Origin of the sequence: Pontitalea aquivivens, from assembly GCF_046507575.1 — a bacterium.
GTDB classification, from domain to species: domain Bacteria; phylum Pseudomonadota; class Alphaproteobacteria; order Rhodobacterales; family Rhodobacteraceae; genus Pontitalea; species Pontitalea aquivivens.
In genome coordinates this window covers 1-23,608 of the sequence record NZ_JBKFEY010000025.1, presented here as the reverse complement: position 1 = coordinate 23,608, position 23,608 = coordinate 1, and the positions used below count along the sequence as shown (strand labels likewise).

The 23,608-nt window shown below is 63.6% G+C and carries 21 protein-coding genes; 13 read left to right on the top strand and 8 right to left on the bottom strand.

From position 1 onward, the window contains the following. Window positions 1-38: 38 nt before the first annotated feature. Genes ACK8OU_RS17040 through ACK8OU_RS17020 form a run of 5 tightly spaced genes read left to right on the top strand, consistent with a single transcriptional unit; the run spans window position 39 to window position 6,268 of the window. Complete coding sequence (locus ACK8OU_RS17040; RefSeq protein WP_410304613.1) at window positions 39-506, top strand: DUF2271 domain-containing protein; 468 nt, start codon at window positions 39-41, stop codon at window positions 504-506. An 11-nt stretch (window positions 507-517) separates the two neighbouring features. Beyond that, window positions 518-2,725, top strand: coding sequence for a PepSY domain-containing protein (locus ACK8OU_RS17035; protein ID WP_410304612.1), 2,208 nt, complete (start codon window positions 518-520; stop codon window positions 2,723-2,725). After that, window positions 2,706-3,686: an FAD:protein FMN transferase gene (locus ACK8OU_RS17030; protein ID WP_410304611.1), complete on the top strand. Its 981-nt coding sequence runs from the start codon at window positions 2,706-2,708 to the stop codon at window positions 3,684-3,686. Before ACK8OU_RS17035 ends, ACK8OU_RS17030 begins: the two co-directional genes overlap by 20 nt. Before the next feature lie 3 nt (window positions 3,687-3,689). Then, window positions 3,690-5,570 (top strand): heavy metal translocating P-type ATPase, encoded by a 1,881-nt coding sequence (locus ACK8OU_RS17025; protein WP_410304610.1) that lies wholly within the window; start codon window positions 3,690-3,692, stop codon window positions 5,568-5,570. Further along, window positions 5,567-6,268 carry a VIT1/CCC1 transporter family protein gene (locus ACK8OU_RS17020; RefSeq protein ID WP_038148821.1) on the top strand — a complete coding sequence of 234 codons (702 nt, stop codon included), beginning with the start codon at window positions 5,567-5,569 and terminating at the stop codon, window positions 6,266-6,268. Before ACK8OU_RS17025 ends, ACK8OU_RS17020 begins: the two co-directional genes overlap by 4 nt. A 148-nt stretch (window positions 6,269-6,416) precedes the next feature. On the opposite strand, the gene ACK8OU_RS17015 is transcribed toward ACK8OU_RS17020, so the two are convergent. The 8 genes from ACK8OU_RS17015 to ACK8OU_RS16980 all read right to left on the bottom strand — a co-directional run bounded on the left by ACK8OU_RS17015 (window position 6,417) and on the right by ACK8OU_RS16980 (window position 15,814). After that, on the bottom strand, window positions 6,417-6,581 hold the full coding sequence (locus tag ACK8OU_RS17015; RefSeq protein WP_410304609.1) for a hypothetical protein: 165 nt from the start codon (window positions 6,579-6,581) through the stop codon (window positions 6,417-6,419). Window positions 6,582-7,294: 713 nt separating this feature from the next. Beyond that, window positions 7,295-8,320 carry an IS110 family RNA-guided transposase gene (locus ACK8OU_RS17010; protein WP_305548309.1) on the bottom strand — a complete coding sequence of 342 codons (1,026 nt, stop codon included), beginning with the start codon at window positions 8,318-8,320 and terminating at the stop codon, window positions 7,295-7,297. Further along, window positions 8,320-8,859 (bottom strand): hypothetical protein, encoded by a 540-nt coding sequence (locus ACK8OU_RS17005; protein WP_410304608.1) that lies wholly within the window; start codon window positions 8,857-8,859, stop codon window positions 8,320-8,322. The genes ACK8OU_RS17010 and ACK8OU_RS17005 overlap by 1 nt, the downstream gene beginning before the upstream one ends. 97 nt (window positions 8,860-8,956) lie before the next feature. Next, window positions 8,957-11,128, bottom strand: a complete 2,172-nt coding sequence (locus ACK8OU_RS17000) for a ParB/RepB/Spo0J family partition protein (protein ID WP_410304607.1) — start codon at window positions 11,126-11,128, stop codon at window positions 8,957-8,959. Window positions 11,129-11,255: 127 nt separating this feature from the next. Further along, the gene (locus tag ACK8OU_RS16995; protein WP_410304606.1) at window positions 11,256-12,368 is read right to left on the bottom strand and encodes a helix-turn-helix domain-containing protein; all 1,113 of its coding nucleotides are present in this window, start codon (window positions 12,366-12,368) and stop codon (window positions 11,256-11,258) included. 203 nt (window positions 12,369-12,571) lie between these two features. Beyond that, a complete protein-coding gene (locus tag ACK8OU_RS16990) occupies window positions 12,572-13,501 on the bottom strand; it encodes a ParB/RepB/Spo0J family partition protein (protein WP_410304605.1) in 930 nt (309 codons plus the stop codon). Next, window positions 13,491-14,636: a plasmid partitioning protein RepA gene (gene repA, locus ACK8OU_RS16985; protein ID WP_410304604.1), complete on the bottom strand. Its 1,146-nt coding sequence runs from the start codon at window positions 14,634-14,636 to the stop codon at window positions 13,491-13,493. Before repA ends, ACK8OU_RS16990 begins: the two co-directional genes overlap by 11 nt. Window positions 14,637-14,929: 293 nt before the next feature. After that, window positions 14,930-15,814, bottom strand: coding sequence for a recombinase family protein (locus ACK8OU_RS16980; protein WP_410304603.1), 885 nt, complete (start codon window positions 15,812-15,814; stop codon window positions 14,930-14,932). Between the two features lie 226 nt (window positions 15,815-16,040). On the opposite strand from ACK8OU_RS16980, the gene ACK8OU_RS16975 reads away from it, so the two are divergent. From ACK8OU_RS16975 to ACK8OU_RS16940, 8 genes are all read left to right on the top strand, one after another. Next, the gene (locus ACK8OU_RS16975) at window positions 16,041-17,108 is read left to right on the top strand and encodes a hypothetical protein (RefSeq protein WP_410304602.1); all 1,068 of its coding nucleotides are present in this window, start codon (window positions 16,041-16,043) and stop codon (window positions 17,106-17,108) included. 262 nt (window positions 17,109-17,370) lie between these two features. Further along, the gene (locus ACK8OU_RS16970; protein WP_167550372.1) at window positions 17,371-17,712 is read left to right on the top strand and encodes an ArsR/SmtB family transcription factor; all 342 of its coding nucleotides are present in this window, start codon (window positions 17,371-17,373) and stop codon (window positions 17,710-17,712) included. Window positions 17,713-17,715: 3 nt separating this feature from the next. Then, window positions 17,716-18,735 (top strand): ACR3 family arsenite efflux transporter, encoded by a 1,020-nt coding sequence (gene arsB / locus ACK8OU_RS16965; RefSeq protein WP_306007026.1) that lies wholly within the window; start codon window positions 17,716-17,718, stop codon window positions 18,733-18,735. Continuing rightward, entirely contained in the window at window positions 18,732-19,154 is a 423-nt protein-coding gene (gene arsC, locus ACK8OU_RS16960; protein WP_410304601.1) for an arsenate reductase (glutaredoxin), read from the top strand. The genes arsB and arsC overlap by 4 nt, the downstream gene beginning before the upstream one ends. After that, window positions 19,129-19,878 (top strand): arsenical resistance protein ArsH, encoded by a 750-nt coding sequence (gene arsH / locus ACK8OU_RS16955; RefSeq protein ID WP_410304600.1) that lies wholly within the window; start codon window positions 19,129-19,131, stop codon window positions 19,876-19,878. The genes arsC and arsH overlap by 26 nt, the downstream gene beginning before the upstream one ends. Then, a complete protein-coding gene (locus ACK8OU_RS16950; RefSeq protein WP_410304599.1) occupies window positions 19,805-20,773 on the top strand; it encodes a substrate-binding domain-containing protein in 969 nt (322 codons plus the stop codon). Before arsH ends, ACK8OU_RS16950 begins: the two co-directional genes overlap by 74 nt. 3 nt (window positions 20,774-20,776) lie before the next feature. Continuing rightward, window positions 20,777-22,207, top strand: a complete 1,431-nt coding sequence (locus tag ACK8OU_RS16945; protein WP_410304598.1) for a sensor histidine kinase — start codon at window positions 20,777-20,779, stop codon at window positions 22,205-22,207. After that, complete coding sequence (locus ACK8OU_RS16940) at window positions 22,194-23,441, top strand: sigma-54-dependent transcriptional regulator (protein WP_410304597.1); 1,248 nt, start codon at window positions 22,194-22,196, stop codon at window positions 23,439-23,441. The genes ACK8OU_RS16945 and ACK8OU_RS16940 overlap by 14 nt, the downstream gene beginning before the upstream one ends. The last annotated feature ends 167 nt before the right edge of the window (window positions 23,442-23,608 follow it).

Sequence of the window (23,608 nt, the reverse complement as noted above, 5' to 3'; positions counted from 1 at the left end):
CCCGTGCGGGGCGCAGACCATCACCGAAAGGAAACCCGATGAAATCCCTTCTCACCACCCTTGCCCTGACCACCGCGTTGACCCTGCCGGGGCTGGCGATGGCCCGGCCCGTGACGTTGACGACCACGCTGACCAACTACGGCGGCGATGGGGCCTATCTGGCGCTCTACGTCACCGATGCCTCAGGCGCCTATGTCGGCAGCCTGTGGATGGCGGGCGGCAAGTCGAAATACTACGAACACCTGAGCGACTGGTATGCCGCCACCGGGGGTGACCCTGCCCAGATCAACGGCATCACGGGTGCCAGTGTCGGGGCGGGCCGGACGCTGGAGATCACGCTCGATCTGGCCGATGCCCTGTTCGATGCGGGCTATACGCTGCACATCGATGCGGCGGTCGAGGATATGCGCGACAGCCCGAACGAGATCGCGGTGCCCCTGACCAGTGCTGGCGCGGGCACGCCCGTGCAGGGTCGCCGCTACATTTCCAGCTTCGTCTATCAGTAAGGAACGGACCGATGATCCGCGCGCTTCACCGCTGGCCGGGGCTGGTGGCCCTGATCCTCCTGACCGTCCTTGCGCTCAGCGGTGCGGCGCTGTCGGTCTTTCCGCTGGCCGAACGGCTGACCGCGCCGCAGCCCGTGGCGGGGCAGAGCGTGGCCGATCTGGCCGCCCGCGTGGCCGCGACCCATCCGGGGCTGGAGGAAATCCGCCGGTCCCCCTCGGGCACGATCACCGCCTGGTGGTTCGACGGCGGCACGCCGGGGTCCGCGGTGATCGACCCGGCAACGGGCGCGAATGTCGGGTCGGCAGACCCCAACCAGATGGAACGCTGGCTGACGAACCTGCACCGGTCACTGTTTCTGGACGATGCCGGGCGGCTGGTCATGGCCGCTGGCGCCGCTGCCATGCTGGTGCTGGCCCTGTCGGGCGCTGCCCTTGTGGCGCGGCGCACGGGCGGCTGGCTGCGCTGGTTCGCGCGGCTGCGCGGGCCGCTGGCGGGGCGGCTGCATGTGGAACTGGCGCGCGTCGCCGTCCTGGGCCTTGCCCTGTCGGCGGCGACGGCGCTGTGGATGACGGCCTCGACCTTTGACCTGCTGCCCGATGGCGCGGCGCGCCCCGCCGAACCTGCGGCGCTCAGCGGGCAGATGGCCTTCCCGCTGGAGCAGATGGCCGCGCTGCGCGATGTGCCGGTCAGTGCCCTGCGCAAGCTGAGCTTTCCCTATGCCGGCGATGCGCAGGATGTGTTCACCCTGTCCACCGATGCGGGCACCGGCCTGATCGATCAGGGGACCGGCGCGCTCCTCACCTGGGCAGACCTGACGCCGTGGCAGCAGGTCTCGGAAACCATCTACATGCTGCACACCGGTCAGGGTGCGGCGACCCTGGGGCTGGTTCTCGGCCTGGTCGCGCTCAGCGTCCCGGTGATGGGCGCGACTGGCACGCTGATCTGGGCCGCCGGGCGGCGTGGCCGGCCTCGGTTGCGCGACAACGCGCCTGCTGGCCGCGCGCAGACGGTGATCCTTGTCGGCTCCGAAGGGGGCAGCACCTGGGGCTTTGCCGCCACGCTGGCGCGCGGCCTTCGGGATGCCGGTCAGGCGGTGCACATCGCACCGATGTCAGCCTTCGACCTCGCGCACCACCCCAAGGCGGACCGCTTCCTGATCCTCGCCGCCACCTATGGCGAAGGCGACGCGCCTGCGTCCGCCAAGGGGTTTCTTGACCGGCTGGCGCACATGACCACGGTGCCAACAGCCCCGCTGGCCGTGCTGGGCTTTGGCGACCGCAGCTTTCCGGCCTTCTGCGCCTTTGCGGCAGAGGTGGACGTCGCCGCCCGCGCCATGGGCTGGACCACCCTCTTGCCCATGGACACGGTCGACCGCCAGTCGCCGCAGGATTTCGCCCGCTGGGGCCGGGCGCTGGGGCAGGCCATCGGGCTGACGCTCGACCTTGATCACCAGCCCGCCCGCCCCGAGGCGCAAGGCCTGACCCTCATCTCCCGCCGTGACTATGGCGAGGCCGTGCAGGCCCCGACCGCGATCATGCGCTTTGCCTTGCCAAAAGCGACCCTCTGGGCGCGGCTGACGAGCCGGGGTTTCGCACGGTTTCAGGCGGGCGACCTTCTGGGCATCCTGCCCGAAGGTTCCACCGTCCCGCGCTTCTATTCGTTGGCATCGGGCACCGGGGACGGGTTTGTCGAGATCGTGGTGAAGAAGCACCCAGGCGGCCTGTGTTCTGGCCAGCTGCTGACGCTGGAACCAGGTGACGCCGTGCAGGCCTTCCTGCGTCGCAACCCGGGTTTCCATGCCGGGCGGGGTCGGGTGCCCCTGATCCTGATCGGTGCGGGCACCGGGATCGGACCCTTGGCCGGGATCATTCGCGCCAACGCCCGTCGTCGTCCGGTGCATCTGTTCTTCGGGATGCGACACCCGGACAGCGACTTCCTTTATGGCGACGATCTGACGGAATGGCAGACAGAGGGGCGGCTGACGCGGCTCTCCACCGCCGTCTCGCGCGGGGCGCGGCCACACTATGTGCAGGATGCCCTGCGGGCCGAGGCCGCGCAGGTGGCCGAGGCGATCCGCAACGGCGCAAGGGTCATGGTCTGCGGCGGGCGTGACATGGGCCGCGGCGTGGCCCGTGCGCTGGAGGATATTCTTGCACCTATGGGGCTGACGCCCGCGATGCTCAAGGCCGGAGGGCGCTATGTCGAAGATGTCTACTGACAGGGTCCGCCACGCGCTGAACGGCCCGACCATGGGCACAAGGTGGAGCGCGCTGTTCTTTGCGCCGCCGGGCTTCGACCCAGCCCCAGTGCAGGCCGCACTTCAGGATGCGGTCAATATTGTCGATGCGCAGATGTCCACATGGAAGCCCGACAGCGACCTGATGCGCCTGAACGCCGCGCCGGTGGGGGAATGGCAGGACATCCCCGCCGATCTGGCGCGCGTGCTGGAGCTTGGGCTTGCCATCGGTCGCGTGTCGGGCGGGGCCTTTGACATCGGTCAGGGCGATGCGGTGCGCGCCTGGGGCTTCGGCCCTGATGCCGCCGATCCGCAGGCCATTCGCGGTGCGCTGAAGGCCCCCCGCCGCCCGGCGCATGAGGTGCTGGCGATTGACGGCAACCGGGTGCGCAAGATTGCCCCCATCTCTCTGGATCTGAACGGCATTGCCAAAGGCTACGGGGTGGATCGTCTGGCCGAAGTCCTGTCGTCCTGCGGCATCCTTGCCGCCCTCGTTGGCATCGACGGCGAGATGCGCGCTATGGGCCTGCGCCCGGACGGCACCCCCTGGACCGTCGCGGTGGAGGCGCCCGAGCGCGACCGCCGCGCGCCCCATTCCATCCTGACGCTTCAGGATGCTGCTGTCGCCACCTCGGGTGATTATCGACACTGGGTCACGGTGCAGGGGCGTGCTCTGTCGCATACGATGGACCCGGCGCGTGGCGCGCCGCTTCTCGCGCCCCCTGCATCCGTCACAGTGATCGCCCCCACCTGCGCCGAGGCGGATGCCTGGGCGACGGCGCTGATGGTGAAGGGGGTCGATGCAGGCACGAAACTTGCGCGACAGGCAGGGCTCGACGCGCTGTTCCTCAGCCGCGATCATGCAGGTGGCGTGCGAGGCATTGGCGCTGGGAAACTATTTTCGAGCAAGTCCGCGGCAACCGCCCCGGCCGTTGGAGATTGACCCTTGGATCACGCGCAGACAGATCGGCTCAAAACCCTGCTACTGGTCATCGCCCTTGCAGGTCTGGTGACAGGGCTCGGGCTGCAATTCAGCGGGCGCCCTGATCTGGCGCGCACCCTCTGGTTCGCGGGTGTCGTGCCCGTGCTGGCCGCGCTGGTCATCGAGATCATCCGCAGCCTGGCGCGAGGGGAAGTCGGCCTCGACATCGTGGCCGCCCTGTCCATGTCGGCGGCCCTGACCTTTGGCGAGACGCTGGCCGCAGCCGTGGTCGCCGTCATGTATTCGGGCGGCACATTCCTCGAAAACTTTGCCGAGGGACGCGCGCGGCGCGAGATGCGCGATCTTCTGTCGCGCGTGCCCCGCACCGCCACGCGCCACCGCAATGGCGGGCTGGAGGAGGTGGCACTAGAAGACATCGCGCCTGGCGACCGGTTGCTGATCCGGCAAGGCGATGTCGTGCCGGTGGACGGGCGCATCGCATCCGCCGCGGCTTTCGTCGACACATCGGCGCTGACGGGCGAAGCCTTGCCGGTGCGGCTCGACCGCGGGTCTGAGGCGATGAGCGGATCGACCAATGCCGGTGATGCCTTTGATCTGATGGCCACGCGCGAGGCGAAGGACAGCACCTATGCCGGGATTGTCCGGCTGGTCGAAGAGGCGCAGGCGTCAAAGGCGCCCATGGCACGGCTGGCAGATCGCTGGTCGGTGGGGTTCTTGGTCGTCACCGTTGCCATCGCCTTTGCCGCATGGTGGTTCACCGGCGATACGATCCGCGCGGTGGCGGTGCTGGTGGTTGCGACGCCCTGCCCCCTGATCCTGGCCGTGCCGGTGGCGCTGGTGGCAGGGCTGAGCCGGGCGGCGCATTTCGGGGTGCTAGTTAAGGGCGCGAAGCCGCTCGAGGCGATGGCGCGCATCCGGACACTGATCCTTGACAAGACCGGCACGCTGACCGACGGGCGCCCGCAGATCGTGACCATCGACAGCCATGACAGGATGGGGGCAGATGAGATCCTGCGGTTCGCGGCGGCGCTGGATCAGGCATCAAAACACCCCGTCGCGCAGGCCATCGTGGCTGCAGCAAGGGACCGGGGGCTCACCCTACCCATCCCCGAAGATGTGGCTGAAATCCCGGGCGAAGGCGTCATCGGTTTCATCGACGGACGGCAGGTCATCGTCGGGGGCGATGGTTTCGTCGCGGAGCGTGTGGGCCGTTTGTCGGGTGATCACCCGGAACTGGCGGCAGGGTCGGTCATGGTGGCCGTGGCCTTCGATGGCCGTTTGGCGGGGCATCTGGTCATGTCCGACCCCCTCCGCGAAGGGGCAGCCGAGATGCTGGCCAGCCTGAGGCGGCAAGGGGTTGCGCGCATCCTCTTGGCCACCGGAGACCGGGCCGAGGTTGCGGCGCGGGTAACGGAAGGGCTTGGCCTTGACGGCATCCGCGCGGGGCTGACGCCAGATGAAAAGGTGCTCTTGGTCCTGACCGAGCACAAGAACGGTCCGGTGATGATGGTGGGCGACGGCGTCAACGACGCGCCCGCACTGGCTGCCGCCGATGTGGGCGTCGCCATGGGCGCACGCGGGGCGGCGGCAAGTGCCGAGGCGGCCGATGTGGTCTTGCTGGTGGACCGGGTGGACCGCATCGCGCCGGGGATCGAGATCGCCCGCCGGTCGCGCCGGATCGCGCTTGAAAGCGTGGTCGCAGGCATCGGCCTGTCGGTTCTGGGCATGATCGCTGCGGCCTTCGGCTACCTGACCCCCGTTCAGGGCGCGCTGCTGCAGGAAGCCATCGACGTCGCCGTTATCCTGAACGCGCTGCGCGCCCTGCGCATTTCACCCGCGGGCCTCACAGCACCGCAAACCCGTTTTGAAGGAATTCCCGCATGAGCCGCCTGTCCCATTCCGAAATCCACATGGTGCACCGCATCGGCTGGTTGCGCGCGGCGGTGCTCGGCGCGAATGATGGCCTTGTCTCAACCTCCAGCCTCGTCGTGGGCGTCGCCGCAGCCGGCACAGGGCGGACGGAGGTGCTGATCGCGGGCCTCGCCGGGCTGGTCGCTGGAGCGATGTCGATGGCGGCGGGCGAATACGTCTCGGTCAGTTCGCAGACCGATGCCGAGCAGGCCGACCTTGCCCGCGAGAAGAAGGAGCTTGCAGAGACGCCTGATGCCGAACTCGAGGAACTGACCCGAATCTACGAGGCGCGCGGGCTGACCCGCGATTTGGCCGAACAGGTGGCCGTCCAGCTCACCGACCGCGATGCCCTTGGCAGCCACGCCCGCGACGAGCTGGGCATATCCGAGACGGTGACCGCTCATCCGATCCAAGCGGCCCTTGTCTCCGCCATGACCTTTGCCGTGGGTGCTGTGGTCCCGCTTCTGGTGGCCATGCTTGCTCCGCCAGCGCAAATTGTGCCGTTCGTAGCCATCGCGACACTCCTGTCGCTCGCCATCCTGGGCGGTCTTGGCGCGACCGCTGGCGGCGCCGGCATCCTGCGAGGCGCTGTCCGAGTGACGTTCTGGGGTGCCCTTGCCATGGCCGCGACCGCGCTGGTCGGATCAATCTTTGGGGTCACAGTCGGATAAGAAGAACCGCCTGGAGTGATGACACTACAGGCAAAGGCAGCTCGCAGCGCTGCGTTCCTCGGATCGGCATCGCCGATTACGCGGCCAAAGGTAGACCTGGCGGCGCGACTGCGCCGCGCCCGAGCCGCCGGGAAGTGAGGCCGAAGCCTCACCCAAAGGGATTGTGCTCTCCCACGATCACGACCTCGTCGCCGTCGATTTCATCGGCGGGGACGGCGCCGAAGGTTCCATCCCCTGCCTGGAAGACGACGATCGAGACCATGAGCGTGGCGGCGAGGGAGGCTGCGAAGGCGTGAGCATCTTTGCGGGACATCTGTTTGGCTCCTGTCTGGGAGGCGGGGGACCATCCCCCGCGCGACAGGACCCCGCAGGCCCGAAGACTGGCTGACATCACCGGGTGCGTTCGGCCCCCCTCTTCAAACGGGGCCGAATCCTCCCGGCGGCACGGGCTCGCCCGTAGTCCGACCCCTCGCGGGTTGATCTCGAAGACGGGATTCGGGGCAAGGAAGGGAATGGCGAGCGGGGGATGGTGCACTGACGACTGGAGCCTGTTGTCCCGCTGATGCTTTCAACGCCGCCAGCCTCCCGGGCAGGCTCTTGGTTGAAGACTTCCGTATTGGGGGATGGATGGATGGATCCCATGGTGCGCCGCGACAGCGCGTGACGAGGTTCAAGTGGTCGGTGAGAGGCCAGCCCTTCGGCAGGCCCCTCACGCATTCTCTGGGCTCAGGCGGCCAGGTCCGTGCCCCCTTCTATGGTTGCCGCCCGTGATGCAAGTTGCTTTTGACGCTTCCTGAGGTGTGATCGAGTGCGGTCTTCTATCAGGCCTTTTGTGCGGCATTTCAGAAGCCGCTGGCCGGTATGGAGATCAGCGGATCGGGTCCAAATCTACCCTGCGAGCTATCATACTCATGGGGGCGCACTGGTTTCCCCGACCCAGATCTGTTCGATCATTTGCCCATTCAGGTCATCGGCTTCCTACACCTCCCGTTGGCCGGCCTCAGGTTTAACTGCGAAACATGAACTTCACGCTGCAGTCATCGTCGCGGGTTCCCGGTAGTCTTCTTGTTTCATGAGCAGCGCCCAGATTTGCCGGGCCATTTTGTTTGCCAGCGCGATCGCCACCAACATCTTTGGCTTTCGTTCGAGCATCCGCGCCAGCCAGCTGCCCTCAGGAATACCGCGACGACCTCGAGGCGTGAGCCGTGTCATGGCGCCCATGATCAGCAGGCGCCTTATGTCCCCCTGCCCCGCTTTCGAGATTTTTCCAAGCCGCTGTTTGCCGCCCGAGGAATGCTGCCGCGGCACAATTCCAAGCCAGGCCGCAAAAGCTCGACCTGACTCAAAGGTCTCCATGGGTGGTGCGAAGGTTTCAACAGCCAGTGCAGTAAGCGGCCCCACACCCGGTATGGTCTGCAGCCTACGCGTCACACTCGCCTGCGCTGACAGGGCGGTCGTCGTCCTCGTTCGGGCCTCGATACGGCCTGATTTTTCCGAGATCTGATCCAGCAGGTCGAGGCAATCCGCTAGAACCAGGGGATGCAGCCCATTGTCCGGATCAAGCAGCAAGGCCTCGATGCGCCCGACGTGCGCGGCACCCGTGGGGAAAACATGCCCATGCTCATAGAGCACGCCACGCAGCGCATTGATCAGTTCAGTGCGTTGGCGGACAAGACGGTCGCGAGAGCGGAAAATTGCCGCGCGCGCCTGCTGTTCTTCGGTCTTCGGCTCGACAAACCGCATCTCAGGTCGCTGCGCCGCAACGACAATCGCCTCAGCATCGGCAGCGTCGTTCTTTTGTCTTTTCACGAACGGGCGCACGTACTGAGGCGCAATCAGTTGGACTTGATGCCCAAGTTCAGCCATCACACGTGCCCAATAGTGCGCTCCCCCACAGGCTTCCATAACAACGACTGCAGGAGCATGGTCCGACATGAACTTAAGGAACTGTGATCGGGTCAACTTCTTCCGAAACAGCACCTCGCCGGTCATCGCCGCTCCGTGGAGCTGAAAGACAGACTTTGCCAAATCCACGCCAATCATAGTATCCATTATATGCCGTCCTCTCCGTTTTGTGGCTCTGAACACCACAATCTTGGCACATCGCGATGCCGTTTGGGGAGGGCGGCAACCATTCCATCTGCCCTATCGGCCTCCTCGGCACCGACGATTTCCAGCCGCGCATTGCGATAACCTTCTCGCGCGATCCAGAGCTCGGCCGCGGTGATCGATTCCCCCAGATGCAGCAGCTCGGTGTTGCCACCGAAGTCCAGCAGCACGCGCACTTGTCCGGGCTTAGGTTCTTCGGCCACCTCGAAGATCAGACGGCTATCCGCCGAATGGCTGCGCATGATGGTGACGAGGATGACCCCGTCGGAGGAGAAGTTGCCCTCATGCAGCGTGAAGGAGGCCGGTGCCGTCCAGGTCGGATAGACCCGGGGCGGCTCCCTCTTCACGAGGCGGCCAACGCCGTTCGAACGCTCCCAGGCCGCGAGCTTCTTGGTGAAACGTGCCGGCGGCTTGGGACTGCCGTCGGTGTAACGGATCAGCGCCCCGAGGGGGGCTGTGTCGATGATGGTTGTTGCAGACATGATTCCTCATCCCGAATGCGAGTAGCCGCATTCATCATATTGATATTGCTGTATTTTGTGAGATTAGGGCGGGTTCCCCCGCCCCGGATGGCTCAGATCACTCCGCCGCCATCATCGCCGCGGCGCTGTCCGGCAAATCGGCCATCAGGAAGGCCGGGAGATCGACATCCTCGGGCTCGCCCGCGTCCTCCCCCTGCCCTTCTCCGACCGCCTCGCCGTCGAGCGCCACGACATCAGTCCGGCGCAGGACCTCGGGCAACCAGCCGCTTCCCTTGAGGAGCCGCTCGGCTTCTGTGGCCATTTCGCCCTTCTTGAGGTGATCGAGTAGCTGCGCGGTCCCCTCCCCTTTTGCCTCGCGCACGGCCTCGAGGATGCGAGCCTTCGGCACGCGGTTGAGGTAGCCATCGACCGTCGGCTCCCAGCCTGCCTCGACCATGTCGAGATCGACCGCGCGGGCCACGAGATCGGCATGCGCCATGCGGCGGGTCAAGCCGCTGGCCGAGATGCCCGCCCCATAGGGGTTCACCTTCTCATGGAGCGCGTTGATCCCGAAGCTGAGGCAATGGGCCAGCAGCGCCAGACGGCTGCCCTGGTCGAGCACGGTCAGATAGTTCCAGAGCGCGACATCGTCGCCGAGGGGCAGATCGGCCTCCCAGGCGGCGTGACGCTCATCGACCAACTTGGCCACGACGCTGTCCCTCAGATCGGGTGCCTGCGCGGACATGTAGACATGGCGCACCGAAGCTTCGAGGCAACTGCCCGAGGCCGAGGAGGTGCGGAAGGAGTCCGTGACCAGCTTCAAGAGGAGAAGCGTCAGCGCCACGTCGGGGGAACGCCCGATGGCCTCGCGCAGCGCGAGGGTCCGGTGGGCCGTCAGTTCCATGACGAGCCGCTCGGGCAACGGTTTCAGCGCGCCGTCATCTTCCTCCTCCGAACCGTCCGCGCCGACCGGCTGACCACCCGAGGTGATGACGGTGCCCACGGCGGAGGTCGCCGATGGTTTCCAGCTGGAAACACCGACATCACCCCCCTGCCCCATAGAATCTGCGCCATCACCATCCTGGACCGCGGTCTCCTCGCGCGGCTCGTCCTCGGGCCGGACATAGCCGCGATAGACAGCCAAGCTGCCATCCCGATCTAGCGTGACGAAGACGCCGGCCCGGGTAACCTCGACCGGATCGTAGATCAGCGGCCGCTGCTCGAGCGCTTCCATTGCCATTTCCAGCTGACCGAGCCGATCGTCGATCTCCTCGGGGTATTCGTCCTGGCCGGAGTATTCCTCCTCTAGCCCACGATACTCGGTGAGGAGCGCCGCATGGGCCGCGCTTTCCTCGTCGGTCATCGGGGCGGGATCACCGGCCAGACGCCGCAGACCGTGGCTGTAGCCATAGGGCAGGTCGGTCGCCACCTCGATCCATTTCCAGCCCTCGGAGGCCAATGCTTCGGCTTCCGCCTGAAGCTTATCGGCGACCAGCCGGTCGAGGAGGGCAGGGTCCTCGAGCCAGCCGCCGTCATCGCCTTGGAATAGATCGCGCAGCACGACACCACCCGCAGCCTCATAGGCATCGACACCGACAAAGACGGCGCGACGATCCGAGGCCCGGACCGAGGTCTCCGTCAGCATACGCCGGATGGCATAGGGCTCCTTGTTCCAGGAGTTCTTCACCGCGTCCCAGACCTGGACCTGTCGCGCGTGGTCAGGGTTCACCGTGAAGGCCATCAGCTGTTCCAGCGTCATGCCGTCCTCGGCATAGACCTCGAGCAGGGCAGGGGCCACGGAGGCGAGCTTCAGGCGCTGCTTGACGATCTGCGGCGTGACGAAGAAGGCCGCCGCGATCGCTTCCTCGCCCTGACCTTTTTCGCGCAAGGCCTGGAATGCGCGGAACTGGTCGAGCGGGTGCAGAGCGACGCGCTGCATGTTCTCCGCCAGCGAGTCGTCCTCGGCGAGGATCTCCGACGCAGCATCCCGCACGATGCAGGGGATCGGCGCCGACTTCGCCAGCCGCTTCTGCTTCACCAGCAGCGACAGCGCCTGGAAGCGACGACCACCGGCCGGGATCTCGAACATGCCGGTCTCGACCCCATCGGCATCGAGCATGGGCCGGACGTTCAAGCCCTGCAGCAGGCCGCGCCGCGCGATGTCTTCGGCCAGTTCCTCGACCGAGACGCCTGCCTTGATGCGCCGCACGTTGGACTGGCTCAGCACGAGCTTGTCGAAGGGAATGTCCCGTGAGAGGGACAGGGTGACTTTCTGAGCAACTTTCGCCATCAGATCTTCTCCACGACGGGCGCCGGAAGCCACTCTCCCGATCTCACTTCCCGTCACCCCTCAAACCCCCAACCTTTCCCTCTCTTCGTCGGTCTTGACCGCGGTCAAGACGTGTAAGCTGCATGCTCTATGCGCGCAGGATCGTTTCAAAGTATGCCTCGGGCTGCCTGATCGCTTCGCCTTTCCCCAACAGGTAGTCCAAGATCAGCAAAAGCCGTCCAGCCCCAGCTTTCTGGAGACCACGCATCAGTTTTTCTTGGCGTATTCTAAGCAATCGACCGATGTCGAAGAGAACGCGGTTGAGGGCTTCGCCTGTTCGTGGTGGGTCTGGGAAGAAGTCCGCGACATGTGAAAAGTCCGTCCATGCCATTTTTGCTGGGTCCCGGTTCATGGTCGTTTCTCCAACGCTTTGGGAAGCGTTGGTCTGGTTTACGTGCGTGTCTTTCTTTATATGTTCTTTTTTTACAGACTCTATCTGCCGGTCATTTTGTCCGTTCGTGGCGGACATTTCGCTCGCGCATTCACCGCTTAAGGCTTGGTCGTGCGATTGCTCTTTGTCGGCAGGAGCGCTTGGACCATGGCACTCTCCGTAGCCTTGCGCGGCGTTGGCGCCGAGCTCTCGGAGACCGGCGATGATTTGCAGGACTGTGTCGGCAGTCAGGGTTGCTCTACGAAGCAGGTTTCTGATCGTTCCCAGTGCAGACAGCCGCCCTTCATCGAGGTGCTGATCTTGAAGGAGGGATGCGCGCAGCGCTAGCGCTTCTGCCTTGAGAGAGCGAAGGCGTTCACGCTCCTCAAGGACCTTCGATGCTCTGGCTGCGAGAGCGTCGTGGTTTTCCATAAGAGGAGCCAATTCGATCCCAAACGCATCCTTGATGATGCCTCCGTAGCGGAGAGGGAAGCGTTTCCCGTTCGCCGAACTCTTCCGTTTGATGAGTCCCGCAGCTTCAAGGCGCCTCAGGCAGCGGCGAAGCGTTCTCTCATCGATGCCGTTTGCGCGCTCTGACAAGGAGGCGTTGGAGGGGAACACAATGGTCAGTTTGCGCTGTGTTCCTCTAGAGTTGGGGCTCTGGTCGCGCGGGAGAAAGCTGATGAGTGCTGTCAGTACGGCGACGTCGTTGCTCGTGAGGCTCAGGTCTTTCCGAAGAACCCGTACCGGCCCCAGAAGCTCGTAGGGGTTAGGGCAGGAAATAGCCGACTGTTCCGCCAAGGCGGTTCGTGCTTGAGTGACATGTCTCATGGTGTTTCGGAAGAAAAAGCTTCCCCGTTCACCGCGAGCGGTGTTGAACTCGATTCGTTTTGGGGGTATCAATCAGGTGTCGAGACTGATTGAGGCCCTTCGGAAGCACCGCTTTCGGGGGGTCTTTCCTTTTCTAGCCGTTCCTCCTTTCGTTTTCTGCTCGTTGCTCTTGATGTCTTGACCGCGGTCAAGACACGGGGTCGTCACTCTGGGCCGTCTTGACCGCGGTCAAGAAGCTCTCCGATCAGCTTTCGGACCGCCTCTTCGACGCGTGGGGCAAGATCAGCGTCCACATCGATGGTGATGCGATTGCCTTTGCGGCCGATCTTCACGCGCTCACCTGGCTCAGCCTTGGGCGGAGTTGTCTTGGTGGCCGTGAGTAGCGTAACCGCTGCGTCAAGCCGCTCTGGGCCAGGCAAGCTACGGGGGATTTCGCGGGCGACTTCCTTGGCTCTTGAGACGTCCTTCTCGCAAAGCCTGAAAAGCTTCTCCCAGACCCTCCGACCAACGCCATGTGCAGGTCCGATGGCCTGAATCAGCTCCATGGGAATACCCGTCGCGATACGGTTCATCCGAGAGACGAGAGACTCGTCGATCTGAAGCGCCCGATAGGCGATGGTCTGGGCGTTCTTGCGTGTTTCGTCTGTTTTCCCAAGTTCCCGAATGATCCCGGCAACGAACAGAGCCCTCTCGATAAACGAGGGGTCTTGGCGGGCATTGTTCTCCACGCCCTGGGCGATCAGAGCTTCCTCTTCGGTCATTTCCATGACCGTGGCGCGCACCTTCTGACCAAGCTCACGACAGGCTAGAAGGCGACGGCGCCCGTAGACGATTTCAAGTGCGCCATCCTGGGTTCGGCGGACAAGAATGGGAACCTTTTGCCCATGCTCCCGGATCGAGGACACAAGTTCCTCGATGCCATCGCTCGGATCGATACGATCGATGACGGCAGACATCCGCACGGTGTTTGGGTCGATCAGGCGCGTGGCGTGTTTGTCTTCTTCCAGCACGGATGCTTGCGCACGAGCGACTGTCGGGCTCGTGCGCTTCAGATCGAGATCCACACCCTCGTCCGGCGTTGCCGCATTGACCATCGCGTTCTTGAGAGAGTCTCCAAAGACCTTACGCGCCATGGCTACGCCCCCATGCCTTGAGGATTTCGCGCTCGACTTCGTCGGTCACACGCGAAACGGACTCGATCGCACGCTCGTAAGTTCTGCGGTTCACGTCGCGAGGTTCGACCTCAAAGATGCTCTGCTGAGTGTTTGCGGCATCACCTACCGCTGTTGACTTCAGGAACTCGGCCGGGAGGACTGCATCGCCAAGGACCGTCCGAAGCAGAGACGAGATCTGGACCTGTGGACCGTCGGTGTTCTCGTAGCGGGTGATGAGCACCCGGACGAAGTTCAGGCCGTGTTCGGGAGCATGCGCCTCGACGACGCCCATCAGGTTGCTCGCCATGCCCAGGAAGCTCGCTAGGGACATGACATCGAGCATGGACGCGTTGAGAGGGATCAGGACCCCAGTGGAAGCAAAGAGGGCAGAGATCACCGAGAAGTTCAGCTGCGGCGGGGTGTCGAAGATCACCACGTCATATCTGTCCAAGACAGGCTCAAGCGCTTCGCGGATCCGGCTGTGGAACGTGGTGGCTCCGTGTCGGAAACTTAGTGCGACTTCGAACTCGTACTCCATGATGTCCATGGACGCGGGGATAAGGTCGACTGTCGGGAAGTTCGTTTTGCGAATGATATCGGAGGCGGGCAGGGGCCCTTCCGACCGGATCAGATCGTAGGAGGTCGGCATGTCCGGATCGAGTTCAGGGGTCACCCCGAACAGGTTTGTGAGACTTGCCTGGCTGTCGAGGTCGATCAGCAGGACACGATAGCCCCGAAGTCCCAGAAGCTGACCAACGTGAGCCACGGTCGATGTTTTTGCGCTGCCGCCTTTCAGGTTGAAGATCGTCACGACCTGGCACGGTTCGCCGGCTCTTCTGTGAGGGTGCTCGTCGGGCTTGATCCTGCCCGTCTCAAGAAGGACGCGTTGGGCCTCGACCATTTCCTCGGCAGAGAAACTGCGGCGGTTGCCACCCTCAAGGACGCCTTCGGGAAAGCCGTCGAGGTTTGACACATGGTGGCGGAAGGTGTTTTGGTTGATCCGAAGGAGATCGGCCGCTTCCCGCATCGCGAAGCGGCGGAGACCCTTCTGGGCATCCGGTGGAAAAGTCTCCTGAGCATGTTCACGCAACCGGCTACCAAGCCGCTTGGACATGACATCGAATCTTTGAGATGCACGTATCCCGCTCATCACTGCCCTCAAGTCTTTATTGTTTTGTAGACCTTAACAGTTTTGGTGAGTAAATCCAGCACAAACCGTTGAGAGGCGTGCGCGCGTTGAGGGGGTCGATTTCTGACGAGAAAAAACCGTGAAGTATCAGCGCCTTGAGCAAACTTGTTCTCAGGGCATTTCAACAGTTCGTAGCACGTGATGTTGTGGCCACAACATGTATTGTGGACGCCTACGGGACGCTGATCTTCAGAATCGCGTGACCGATTCCCGCGACTTCACTCAAGCAGCCCCAGCCTCTCCGCCCGCTCCAGCAGCATCTTCACAGATGATGGCTGCCAGCTTGTCCGCCCACGGGGCGTTCGCTCCCGCATCTTCTCGAGCCTGTTGCAGATCTCCTGCAGCGTGATCTTCGGATCGGCGCCCTTGATGGCGGCCACGATGGCGGGCAGGCGGTCATCGGTTTCGCGTCGGCCGGCGCGGTCCAGTACCGTGGGCGGTAGGAAGCCGTCCCGGACATAGGCGTTGACTGCGCGCAAAAGGCGGCTTTGCGTCCACTGACGCTCGCGGAGCAGGGGGCCGTTGACGATCCTCAGCACGTCTTCCCATGCCATGTCGGGCCGCAGGCGGCGGACATGGGGCACCCAGTCCTGCGCCTTCTCGTTCAGCCGCTCCATGTAGCCGTCGGCCCGCGCCAGCCGCACCTTGCGCAGCGCCGCGGGATCACGGGCGCGCAGGCCCGGATTGCCGCCGACCCGCCCCTTGCTGCGCGCGCTGGCAAGCCCGGCCTTGGTGCGTTCGCGGATCAGGGCACGCTCGAACTCGGCCGCGGCACCCAGGACCTGCAGTGTGAACTTGCCCTGCGGGGAGGACGTGTCGATCGGGTCCATGAGCGATCGGAAGAATGCGCCCTTCGCCTCCAGCCGTTCGATGACCTCGAGGAGGTGGGAGAGCGATCGCGCCAGACGGTCGATGCGCACCACGACCAGCGTATCGCCCTTGCTAATCCGCTCGAGTACGCGGGCCAGCACGGGCCGTGCGCGATTGCCGCCCGAGGCCTGCTCCTCGTGGATCTCGACGCAGCCCGCGGATTTCAGGGCCTGCGATTGGGGCAGGGGAGTCTGATCCTCGGTCGAGACGCGCGCATAGCCGATCAGAGGCATCAAAACAGGCCGTTTGCAGATTCATATAGCGCCACTAAACGACCGTTTGTAAACGAATGCAAGGGCGCGATCTCTGGCGCTACTTACCGGAAAGCCCTTGGTTTGCATAGGCTGAGCGCGATTAGAGAGCCCTCGCCGACCATCGCCCGCGCGTGCTATATAAAGAGCGTGGGCGCACGCTGACAAAACCCTTGGGTAAAGTGCATAATTTCGGTATTTTGCACATATGAAGCCTCAAGCGCCTGCCCTCCATGATGAATCGGATGCTCTCTTCCTCGAAGCTGAGGAGGTGGAACAGACGTCCGAGGACGACCTGTGGTTTCTGCCTGGCCCGATGGAAGAGGAACCGGATTATCTGCCGCCCGGACCGCGGGCCGAACCGCGTGAAGCCGAGGTCCTCGACGTTTGGCGAAAAGCAGAGGCGGGTCATGCCGCGCGTCTTGCCCGTGTGGCCGGTCGCGTCGGTGCGCTGGACGACCGCCTGAAGCGCGGCCCGGAAGGATGGCGGCACAGGCTTGCCCTGATCGAGGCTGCCGACCTCAGCTGGTTCGCGGGTGACCGCATCGGCCCAGATCGGCTGGCGCTCTGGATCTCCATGCGCATCTCTGGCCTGCAAGACGACACCGCCGCACTCGCGCGGGTCGGTTGGGCGGTGCGTCGTCTAACAGGGGGGCCAGGACCGGAGGTAGACCTTTCCGCCTTCCTTGACCGCCGCGACCCCGAGAACCTCGCGGATGAGGCCGAACCTTTTGCGGATCGCGCGGGCGGTTGGCTGGACCTTACGGCGCAAGCTTCCGAGTTGCACCCGATCACCCGTGCTTGCTTGGGCTTTCACCTCTGGAGCCTCGCGGGACTCGGGCAGCAAAGCGATCGAATGGAAGCGGCCGTCACAGCTGCGCGGATCGCGGCCAGCGAGGGCAAGGGAGCAGTCTTTGCACCTCTGGCCATGGGCGGGGCAGGGGGGTTGCGCGCGGGCGGCCCACCCGCTGACCGTCTGGCGCGATGGCTTGACGGGTTGGAGACCGCCTGCCTGACCGCAATGCGGCACCTTGACGATATCGAGGCATGGTCAGCGAGGGCGGAAACGGAGATGACCCCACTCTCGGGCAAGACCCCGCGTGCCTTGCGCGCTGTGGTGACCGAATGGCCCCTTGTATCCGCTCCGATGGCCGAGGCGATGACCGGCGCCAGTCGCGCCGCAGTCCAGCGCAACCTTGCCTGGATGGAAGCGCATGGGCTGATCCGCGAAGTGACAGGGCAGGGGCGGTACAGGATGTGGCGCGCCACGAACTGACGGCTCTGAACGGTCCTTCACCTGGTGGGTTACAGGATCGCCCCGACATTCAAGACTTTGCTCAAGCTGTGCAAGTTGGTGATCCGGATAGCACCGATGCGGTAGAGGATAAGGTGCCGGCAAGGGCACTATGCCACGGAAACTGCGGTGATTGACTATCCGCGTACCGAGCTCCCCAGCCACTCGCCAATGAATTCGCTTGCGTCGGCAGTTACGAAAACATATCGGTAAACGACGATAGCCGATTTTAGATGAGGCCAAGATGACAGAAGTCCAGCAAGACCTTGAGGACATGAGAATGGCGGCAACAGCCAAGGCCCTGGGCCATCCGGCGCGATTGCGGATCTTGCGGCTGCTGGCGCGAACACCGGGTTGTATCGGCGGTGATATCGTCGAGGCCGTCGGCCTCGCGCAGTCCACGGTGTCCGAGCATCTCCGCATCCTAAAGGAGGCGGGCGTGATCGAAGGGCAGATCGACCCGCCGCGGGTCTGCTATTCACTCAGCCCTGGGGCCTTGCAGCCCCTCTCGGCGCTGATTGAAGAACTCGACGTCATTCGCAGCGAGTCTGCCTGCTGCATAACCCCTGCTAGAGCCCAAGGTTGATCAATGTCACTTTTTGAACGCTATCTGTCTGTCTGGGTGCTGCTGTGCATCGTCGCGGGCATCGTGCTGGCCTCGCTGCTGCCGGGCCTGTTTGCAGCGTTGGCCGCGCTCGAATATGCCTCGGTCAATCTGGTGGTCGCTGTCCTGATCTGGGCGATGGTCTATCCGATGATGGTCGCCGTGGATCTGAGCGCGCTCAAGGGCGTGGGCCAGCGCCCCAAGGGCCTGATCATCACCGTGGTCGTGAATTGGCTGATCAAGCCCTTCACCATGGCCGCCCTGGGCGTGCTGTTTTTCGAATACGTCTTTGCGGACCTGATCGACCCGGCGGATGCAGGCCAGTACATCGCCGGGCTGATCCTGCTAGGCGCGGCACCCTGTACGGCGATGGTCTTCGTCTGGTCCCAACTTACAAAAGGGGATCCGAATTACACGCTGGTCCAGGTGTCACTGAACGATGTGATCATGGTGTTCGCCTTTGCGCCCATCGTGGCTCTGCTGCTTGGCGTGACCGATATCGCCGTTCCTTGGGAAACGCTGGTTCTTTCCGTGGTTCTCTATGTCGTTCTGCCGCTTGCTGCCGGCATCTTCACCCGGTCCAGACTGATGACCCGGGGTGGAGAAGCAGCAGTTTCTTCTTTCACCGCGCGGATCAAGCCCGCCTCGGTTCTGGGGTTGCTCCTGACAGTGGTGCTGTTGTTCGGGTTTCAGGGCAGCGTCATCACCGAAAACCCGTTCCTGATCGTCCTGCTTGCCACGCCGATCCTGATCCAGTCCTACGGGATCTTTGCCATCGCCTATTTCTGGGCGTGGCGTTGGAAGGTGCCGCATAAGGTGGCCGCCCCCTGCGCGCTGATCGGTACATCGAATTTCTTCGAACTGGCCGTTGCTGTGGCCATTGGCCTTTTCGGTCTCAATTCCGGGGCTGCGTTGGTGACGGTAGTCGGCGTTCTGGTGGAGGTTCCCGTGATGCTTTCACTCGTCTGGTTCGCCAACCGCACAAGGGAGCGATTTCCGGCATGAGTGTCGTCATCTACCACAATCCGGACTGCGGGACATCGCGCAACACTTTGGCGATCCTGCACGCTGCGGGCACCCTGCCAACGGTGATCAACTACCTGGAAACGGGTTGGACGCGTGCGCAGCTCTTGGGTCTGTTCGCTGCGGCAGACTTGACGCCAAGGGAGGCACTGCGCGTTGCACGAAGCCCAGCAGAAGCAATGGGGCTTACCGCGCCCGATGTGTCGGACGAGATTGTCCTCGCTGCGATGGTGGAACATCCGATCCTGGTCAACCGCCCCTTCGTCTGCACGCATAAGGGCGTTCGGCTCTGCCGCCCATCTGAAACCGTTCTAGACCTGCTTGATACGCTGCCGCCGGGGCCGCTTGCGAAGGAAGACGGTCAGCTCATTATTGATGATCGGGGAAAACGAATTGCCTGACGACCTGACGAACCTGACCACCCCTCAGCTTGATGAGCAGCACTTCGCTTCAATCGACCGCGAACGACTGCGGCCTACGATCGTCCGAACGCATCCACCGCGTATTCTGATCCTCTATGGCTCGCTGCGGGTCCGCTCATTTAGCCGGCTGTCCGCGGAAGAGGCCGGGCGCATCCTTACGCGCCTGGGAGCGGAAGTGCGGTTTTTCCATCCATCCGGCCTCCCGCTGGTTGATGACGGGGTCGATGCCAGCCACCCGAAAGTCCGCGAGCTCCGCGATCTGGTCACATGGAGCGAGGGCATGGTCTGGTCAAGCCCTGAGCGTCACGGCGCGATGACCGGGTTGATGAAGACGCAGATCGACTGGATCCCGCTGTCCGAGGGCGCCGTGCGCCCGACGCAGGGAAAGACGCTGGCAGTAATGCAGGTCTCGGGCGGATCGCAGAGCTTCAACGCCGTGAACCAGATGCGGCTGCTCGGGCGTTGGATGCGGATGCTGACCATTCCCAACCAGTCCTCGGTCGCAAAGGCATTTCTCGAATTTGACGAAGCTGGCCGCATGAAACCGTCAGCTTATTACGACCGCATCGTCGATGTCATGGAGGAGCTTATGAAGTTCACGCTTCTGACGCGTGACTCTGCGGACTATCTTGTGGACCGCTATTCTGAACGCCGCGAAAGCGCGGCTCAACTGTCGGCGCGGGTCAATCAATCCGGACTGTGATCGGCACAAAGGGACTGGATCCCGGCCAGGGGAGGGGCCTGAGATCATGGAGTATTCAATCGGTCGCCGCACTTTCGTCGGAGCGGGACTTGCAGCCTTCATCGCTGGTCATGCGGCGGCGCAGCCCGTCTTTCGCCTTGGACTGACGCCGGTGTTTCTCGACAACGATGCTGCGGTGATTGACGGCCTGCGGCGCGCCTTGTCGCGCGGGATGGGGCGTGAGATCGAACTGGTTCAGCGCCGCACCTATCAGGAAATCACTGGCCTTCTGCTGGAACGTAGTGTCGATGCGGCTTGGCTTTGCGGCTATCCCTATCTCCAGCACGCCGATTTGCTGGATCTTGTTGCTGTGCCTGTGTGGCGCGGTGGCCCGCGATACCAGTCTTACCTCATTGTCGGGGCTGAAGATGGAGCGGAAGCGCTGTCCGACCTGCAAGGGGGCACGCATGCATTTTCCGACCCGGATTCGAACTCTGGCTATCTTGTGACCGCGACCGATCTGCGCCGGATGGGGGAACAGGTCGAGGGCTTCTTCAGTCGATCCATTTTCACGTTTGGCCATCGCAACGTGGTGCGCGCGGTGGCGGATGGCCTGGTGCGATCCGGCAGCGTTGATGGCTATGTCTGGGAAGCGCTCGCGGCGATCGAGCCGGACCTAACGGCGCGCACGCGGGTGATCGCCCGGTCGGAATGGCTAGGCTTTCCCCCTGTCTGCGCGCGGCGCGACAGCCTTGCTTCTGAGCCGGTTCAGGCTCTGCAAACCGCTTTGATGAACCTCGCCGAGACGGAGGAAGGCCAACAGGCGCTGGCGTCGCTGCAACTGGACGGGTTTCAGCAAGCTGACCCTGCGCTGTTCGATGGAATCGCCGTCCGCATGGCCGATCTGGAACCCTGAAGCATGAAGTGGTTTGCCCCCATCCCCCTTTCGATCAAGCTCCCGCTTCTTGCGGCGGCGATGATGGTCCTTGTGGGCACGGTGGCGTCCCAACAGGTCCTGCGGTCGCTGGCGCAGGTTCAGGACGCGCGGATTCAGGAACTGGCACGGATGCATGTCGAGGGATTGTCCGTGGCCCTTGGCCCACTGGTCCTGCGTCATGATATCTGGGAGGTCTACGACACTCTCGACCGGGCGGCCCAGGGGAGCGAGGGGCGGCGGATGGTCCTGACCGCCGTGGCCGATGAGCGTGGAAAGGTTCTGGCAGCGACTGACCCCAGACGAGTTCCCATGGACAGCGATATCGCAGCCCTTGCCAGTGATGCGGTGGCGCTGGATGACCTGTCGGTGGATGGCGCGTCAAACATCCTCAGCCTGCTTGCGCCGTTGACCTACCAGGGACGCACCGTCGGGCAGATCGCGACTGAGCTAGATGTTGCTGACCTTCTGTCGGAACGCAGGCAGGCGCTGCTCTATTTGATCATGGGCAATGCGGTTGCCATCGGCTTTCTGTCGATGGCGGGGTTTTTGGCGATACGAAGGATGCTGAAGCCGGTCACGACGCTGGCACGCCAGATGACCGAGACGAAGGGAGAGCCGCATCCCATCCCGGCCGCGGACATCCCGCGCGGCGATGGCGAACTGGCACGGCTGGCACGTACCTACAACTCGATGGTCGGCGCCGTAGCCGCCAAGGCCGAAGCCGAGCGGCGGTTGGCGGAACGGGAACGGTTCGTTGCCCTTGGCCGTCTGTCCTCGTCACTGGCGCATGAGATCAACAACCCACTCGGCGGGCTACTGAACGCGACAGATACGATCCGCAGCTATCCTGATCGTCCCGAGGTGGTGCGTCAGTCGGCAGATCTGCTCGACAGGGGCCTGCGCCATTTGCGTGATGTGACCCAAGCAACCCTTGACCAGAACCGCATGGACCCCGAGACCCGCGCGCTGACATCCGATGACTTCGAGGACATCAAGCTGTTGATCCAACCCGAGGTCTCGCGACTGGCATTGGATCTGGAGTGGTCTGTCGATCCGGCAGCAGTCATAGGGTGCAGCCTGTCCGCCGGGCCTGTGCGGCAGATTGCGCTCAACCTGCTGCTGAACGCCTGCTCGGCGGCAGGCCAAAACGGCTGCGTCGGCCTGATGGCCCGTACAACGGACGGCAACCTCAGCCTTGAGATCACGAACACGGGCGCGTCCATGCCACAGGCCGCGTTGGATCGCTTGCTCGGGGACGGTCCGCTCTTGCCCGGTGGCGGCGTCGGGCTGCGGCTGGTCCGCGACCTCGCGAAAACAATGGGTGGCGCTGTCTGCCATTCGCAAGAAAATGGCGTAACGCGCGTGACTGTCACCCTGCCTGCGTCATGGGAGGCGCGCGATGCTAAAGGATAGATACATCGTTCTTGTCGAGGACGACGAGATCATGGGCGGGTCGCTGCTGCAGCGGTTGGAACTGGAAGGGGCGAAGGTTCTCTGGCTGAAGCAGATGGTGCGGGCGCTCGGCGCAATCCGCACCCCCAAGAAGCCAATCGACGCAGTGATCTGTGATATCGGCCTGCCGGACGGGTCGGGAGAGGAGCTGTTTTCAACGCTTCTGCGCACCGGGACACCCCCACCTTTCCTGTTCATCACCGGGCAAGGTGGGATCGGTCAGGCGGTCCGGCTGATCAAATCGGGGGCCGCGGACTACGTGACCAAACCGTTCGAAATGTCTGTCTTCCTCGAGCGCCTCAGCCTGCTCGTCGGAAACCGCGAGAAGCCGTTTCAGGATGATGACTTTCCACCCTTGATGGGGGTCTCGGTCGCGGCGCGCCGAGTTGAAGCGCTGATCGTCAAGGCTTCAAAGGCAAGCGATCCCGTGCTGATCCGGGGCGGGCCGGGAACTGGCAAGGACCTTGTGGCGCGACGTATCCATGACCTGTCGGACCGGTCCGCTGCCCCATTCGTTTCGGTCAATCTCGCGCGCGAAGCCGACGCGGAGGCGACCTTGTTCCGCCCCGGCGGTGGAGTTGATACCGTGTGTGAAGGAACTTTGTTCATCAACGCAGTCAGCAAGATGACCGCACAGGTCCAGGCGCACCTGTTGGAGCGGCTGGATAAAGACTTCGACGGCCGGGTGATAGCGGCTTGTGGCAACGACCTTGAGGCCCTGATCGAGCAAGGCGCTTTCAATTCCGAACTGCTTTACCGACTGGCAAGGATCGAAATCCCGATCCCCCCGCTCGGCACACGACCCGAAGATGCCGTCTGGCTGCTGCTGCAGCTATTTCACAAGTTGGCGCCGCTCCATGCACCGGGGCTCACCGGGATTGGCGCGCTTTGCGAAGAGGCTGTGCGCACCCATGACTGGCCGGGCGGCGGCCGCGACCTGCGGGCAAGACTGCTGCGCGGGCTGGCGATGGCGACAGGGCCGCTGTTGCAGCCATCCGATCTCTTTCCCGAACGTCTCGCTGAGCCCGACGACATGATGTCGCTCGCCGAGGCCCGTGAGGTAGCAGAAAAGGCGCAGATCATCGCTGCCCTCGACCGGACAGATGGGCAGATAGGCGAGGCGGCCAAGCTCTTGCGGGTCGCCCGCACGACGCTTTGGGAAAAAATGCAAAAACTCGGCCTGTCGGGGCACTGATTACCCCCGCTACCCATGTTCGGATTTCCGAACATCAAATTTCCCCTTTTGAAATCATAGGATAGCCGCAGTGCAGCATCCCTGGTTGTGCTATCGCGCGCGCCAGATGCAAGGACTAGGCTGACCGCAATCATCCATCACTTGATGAGCCAGGGAGGAGTCCAGCC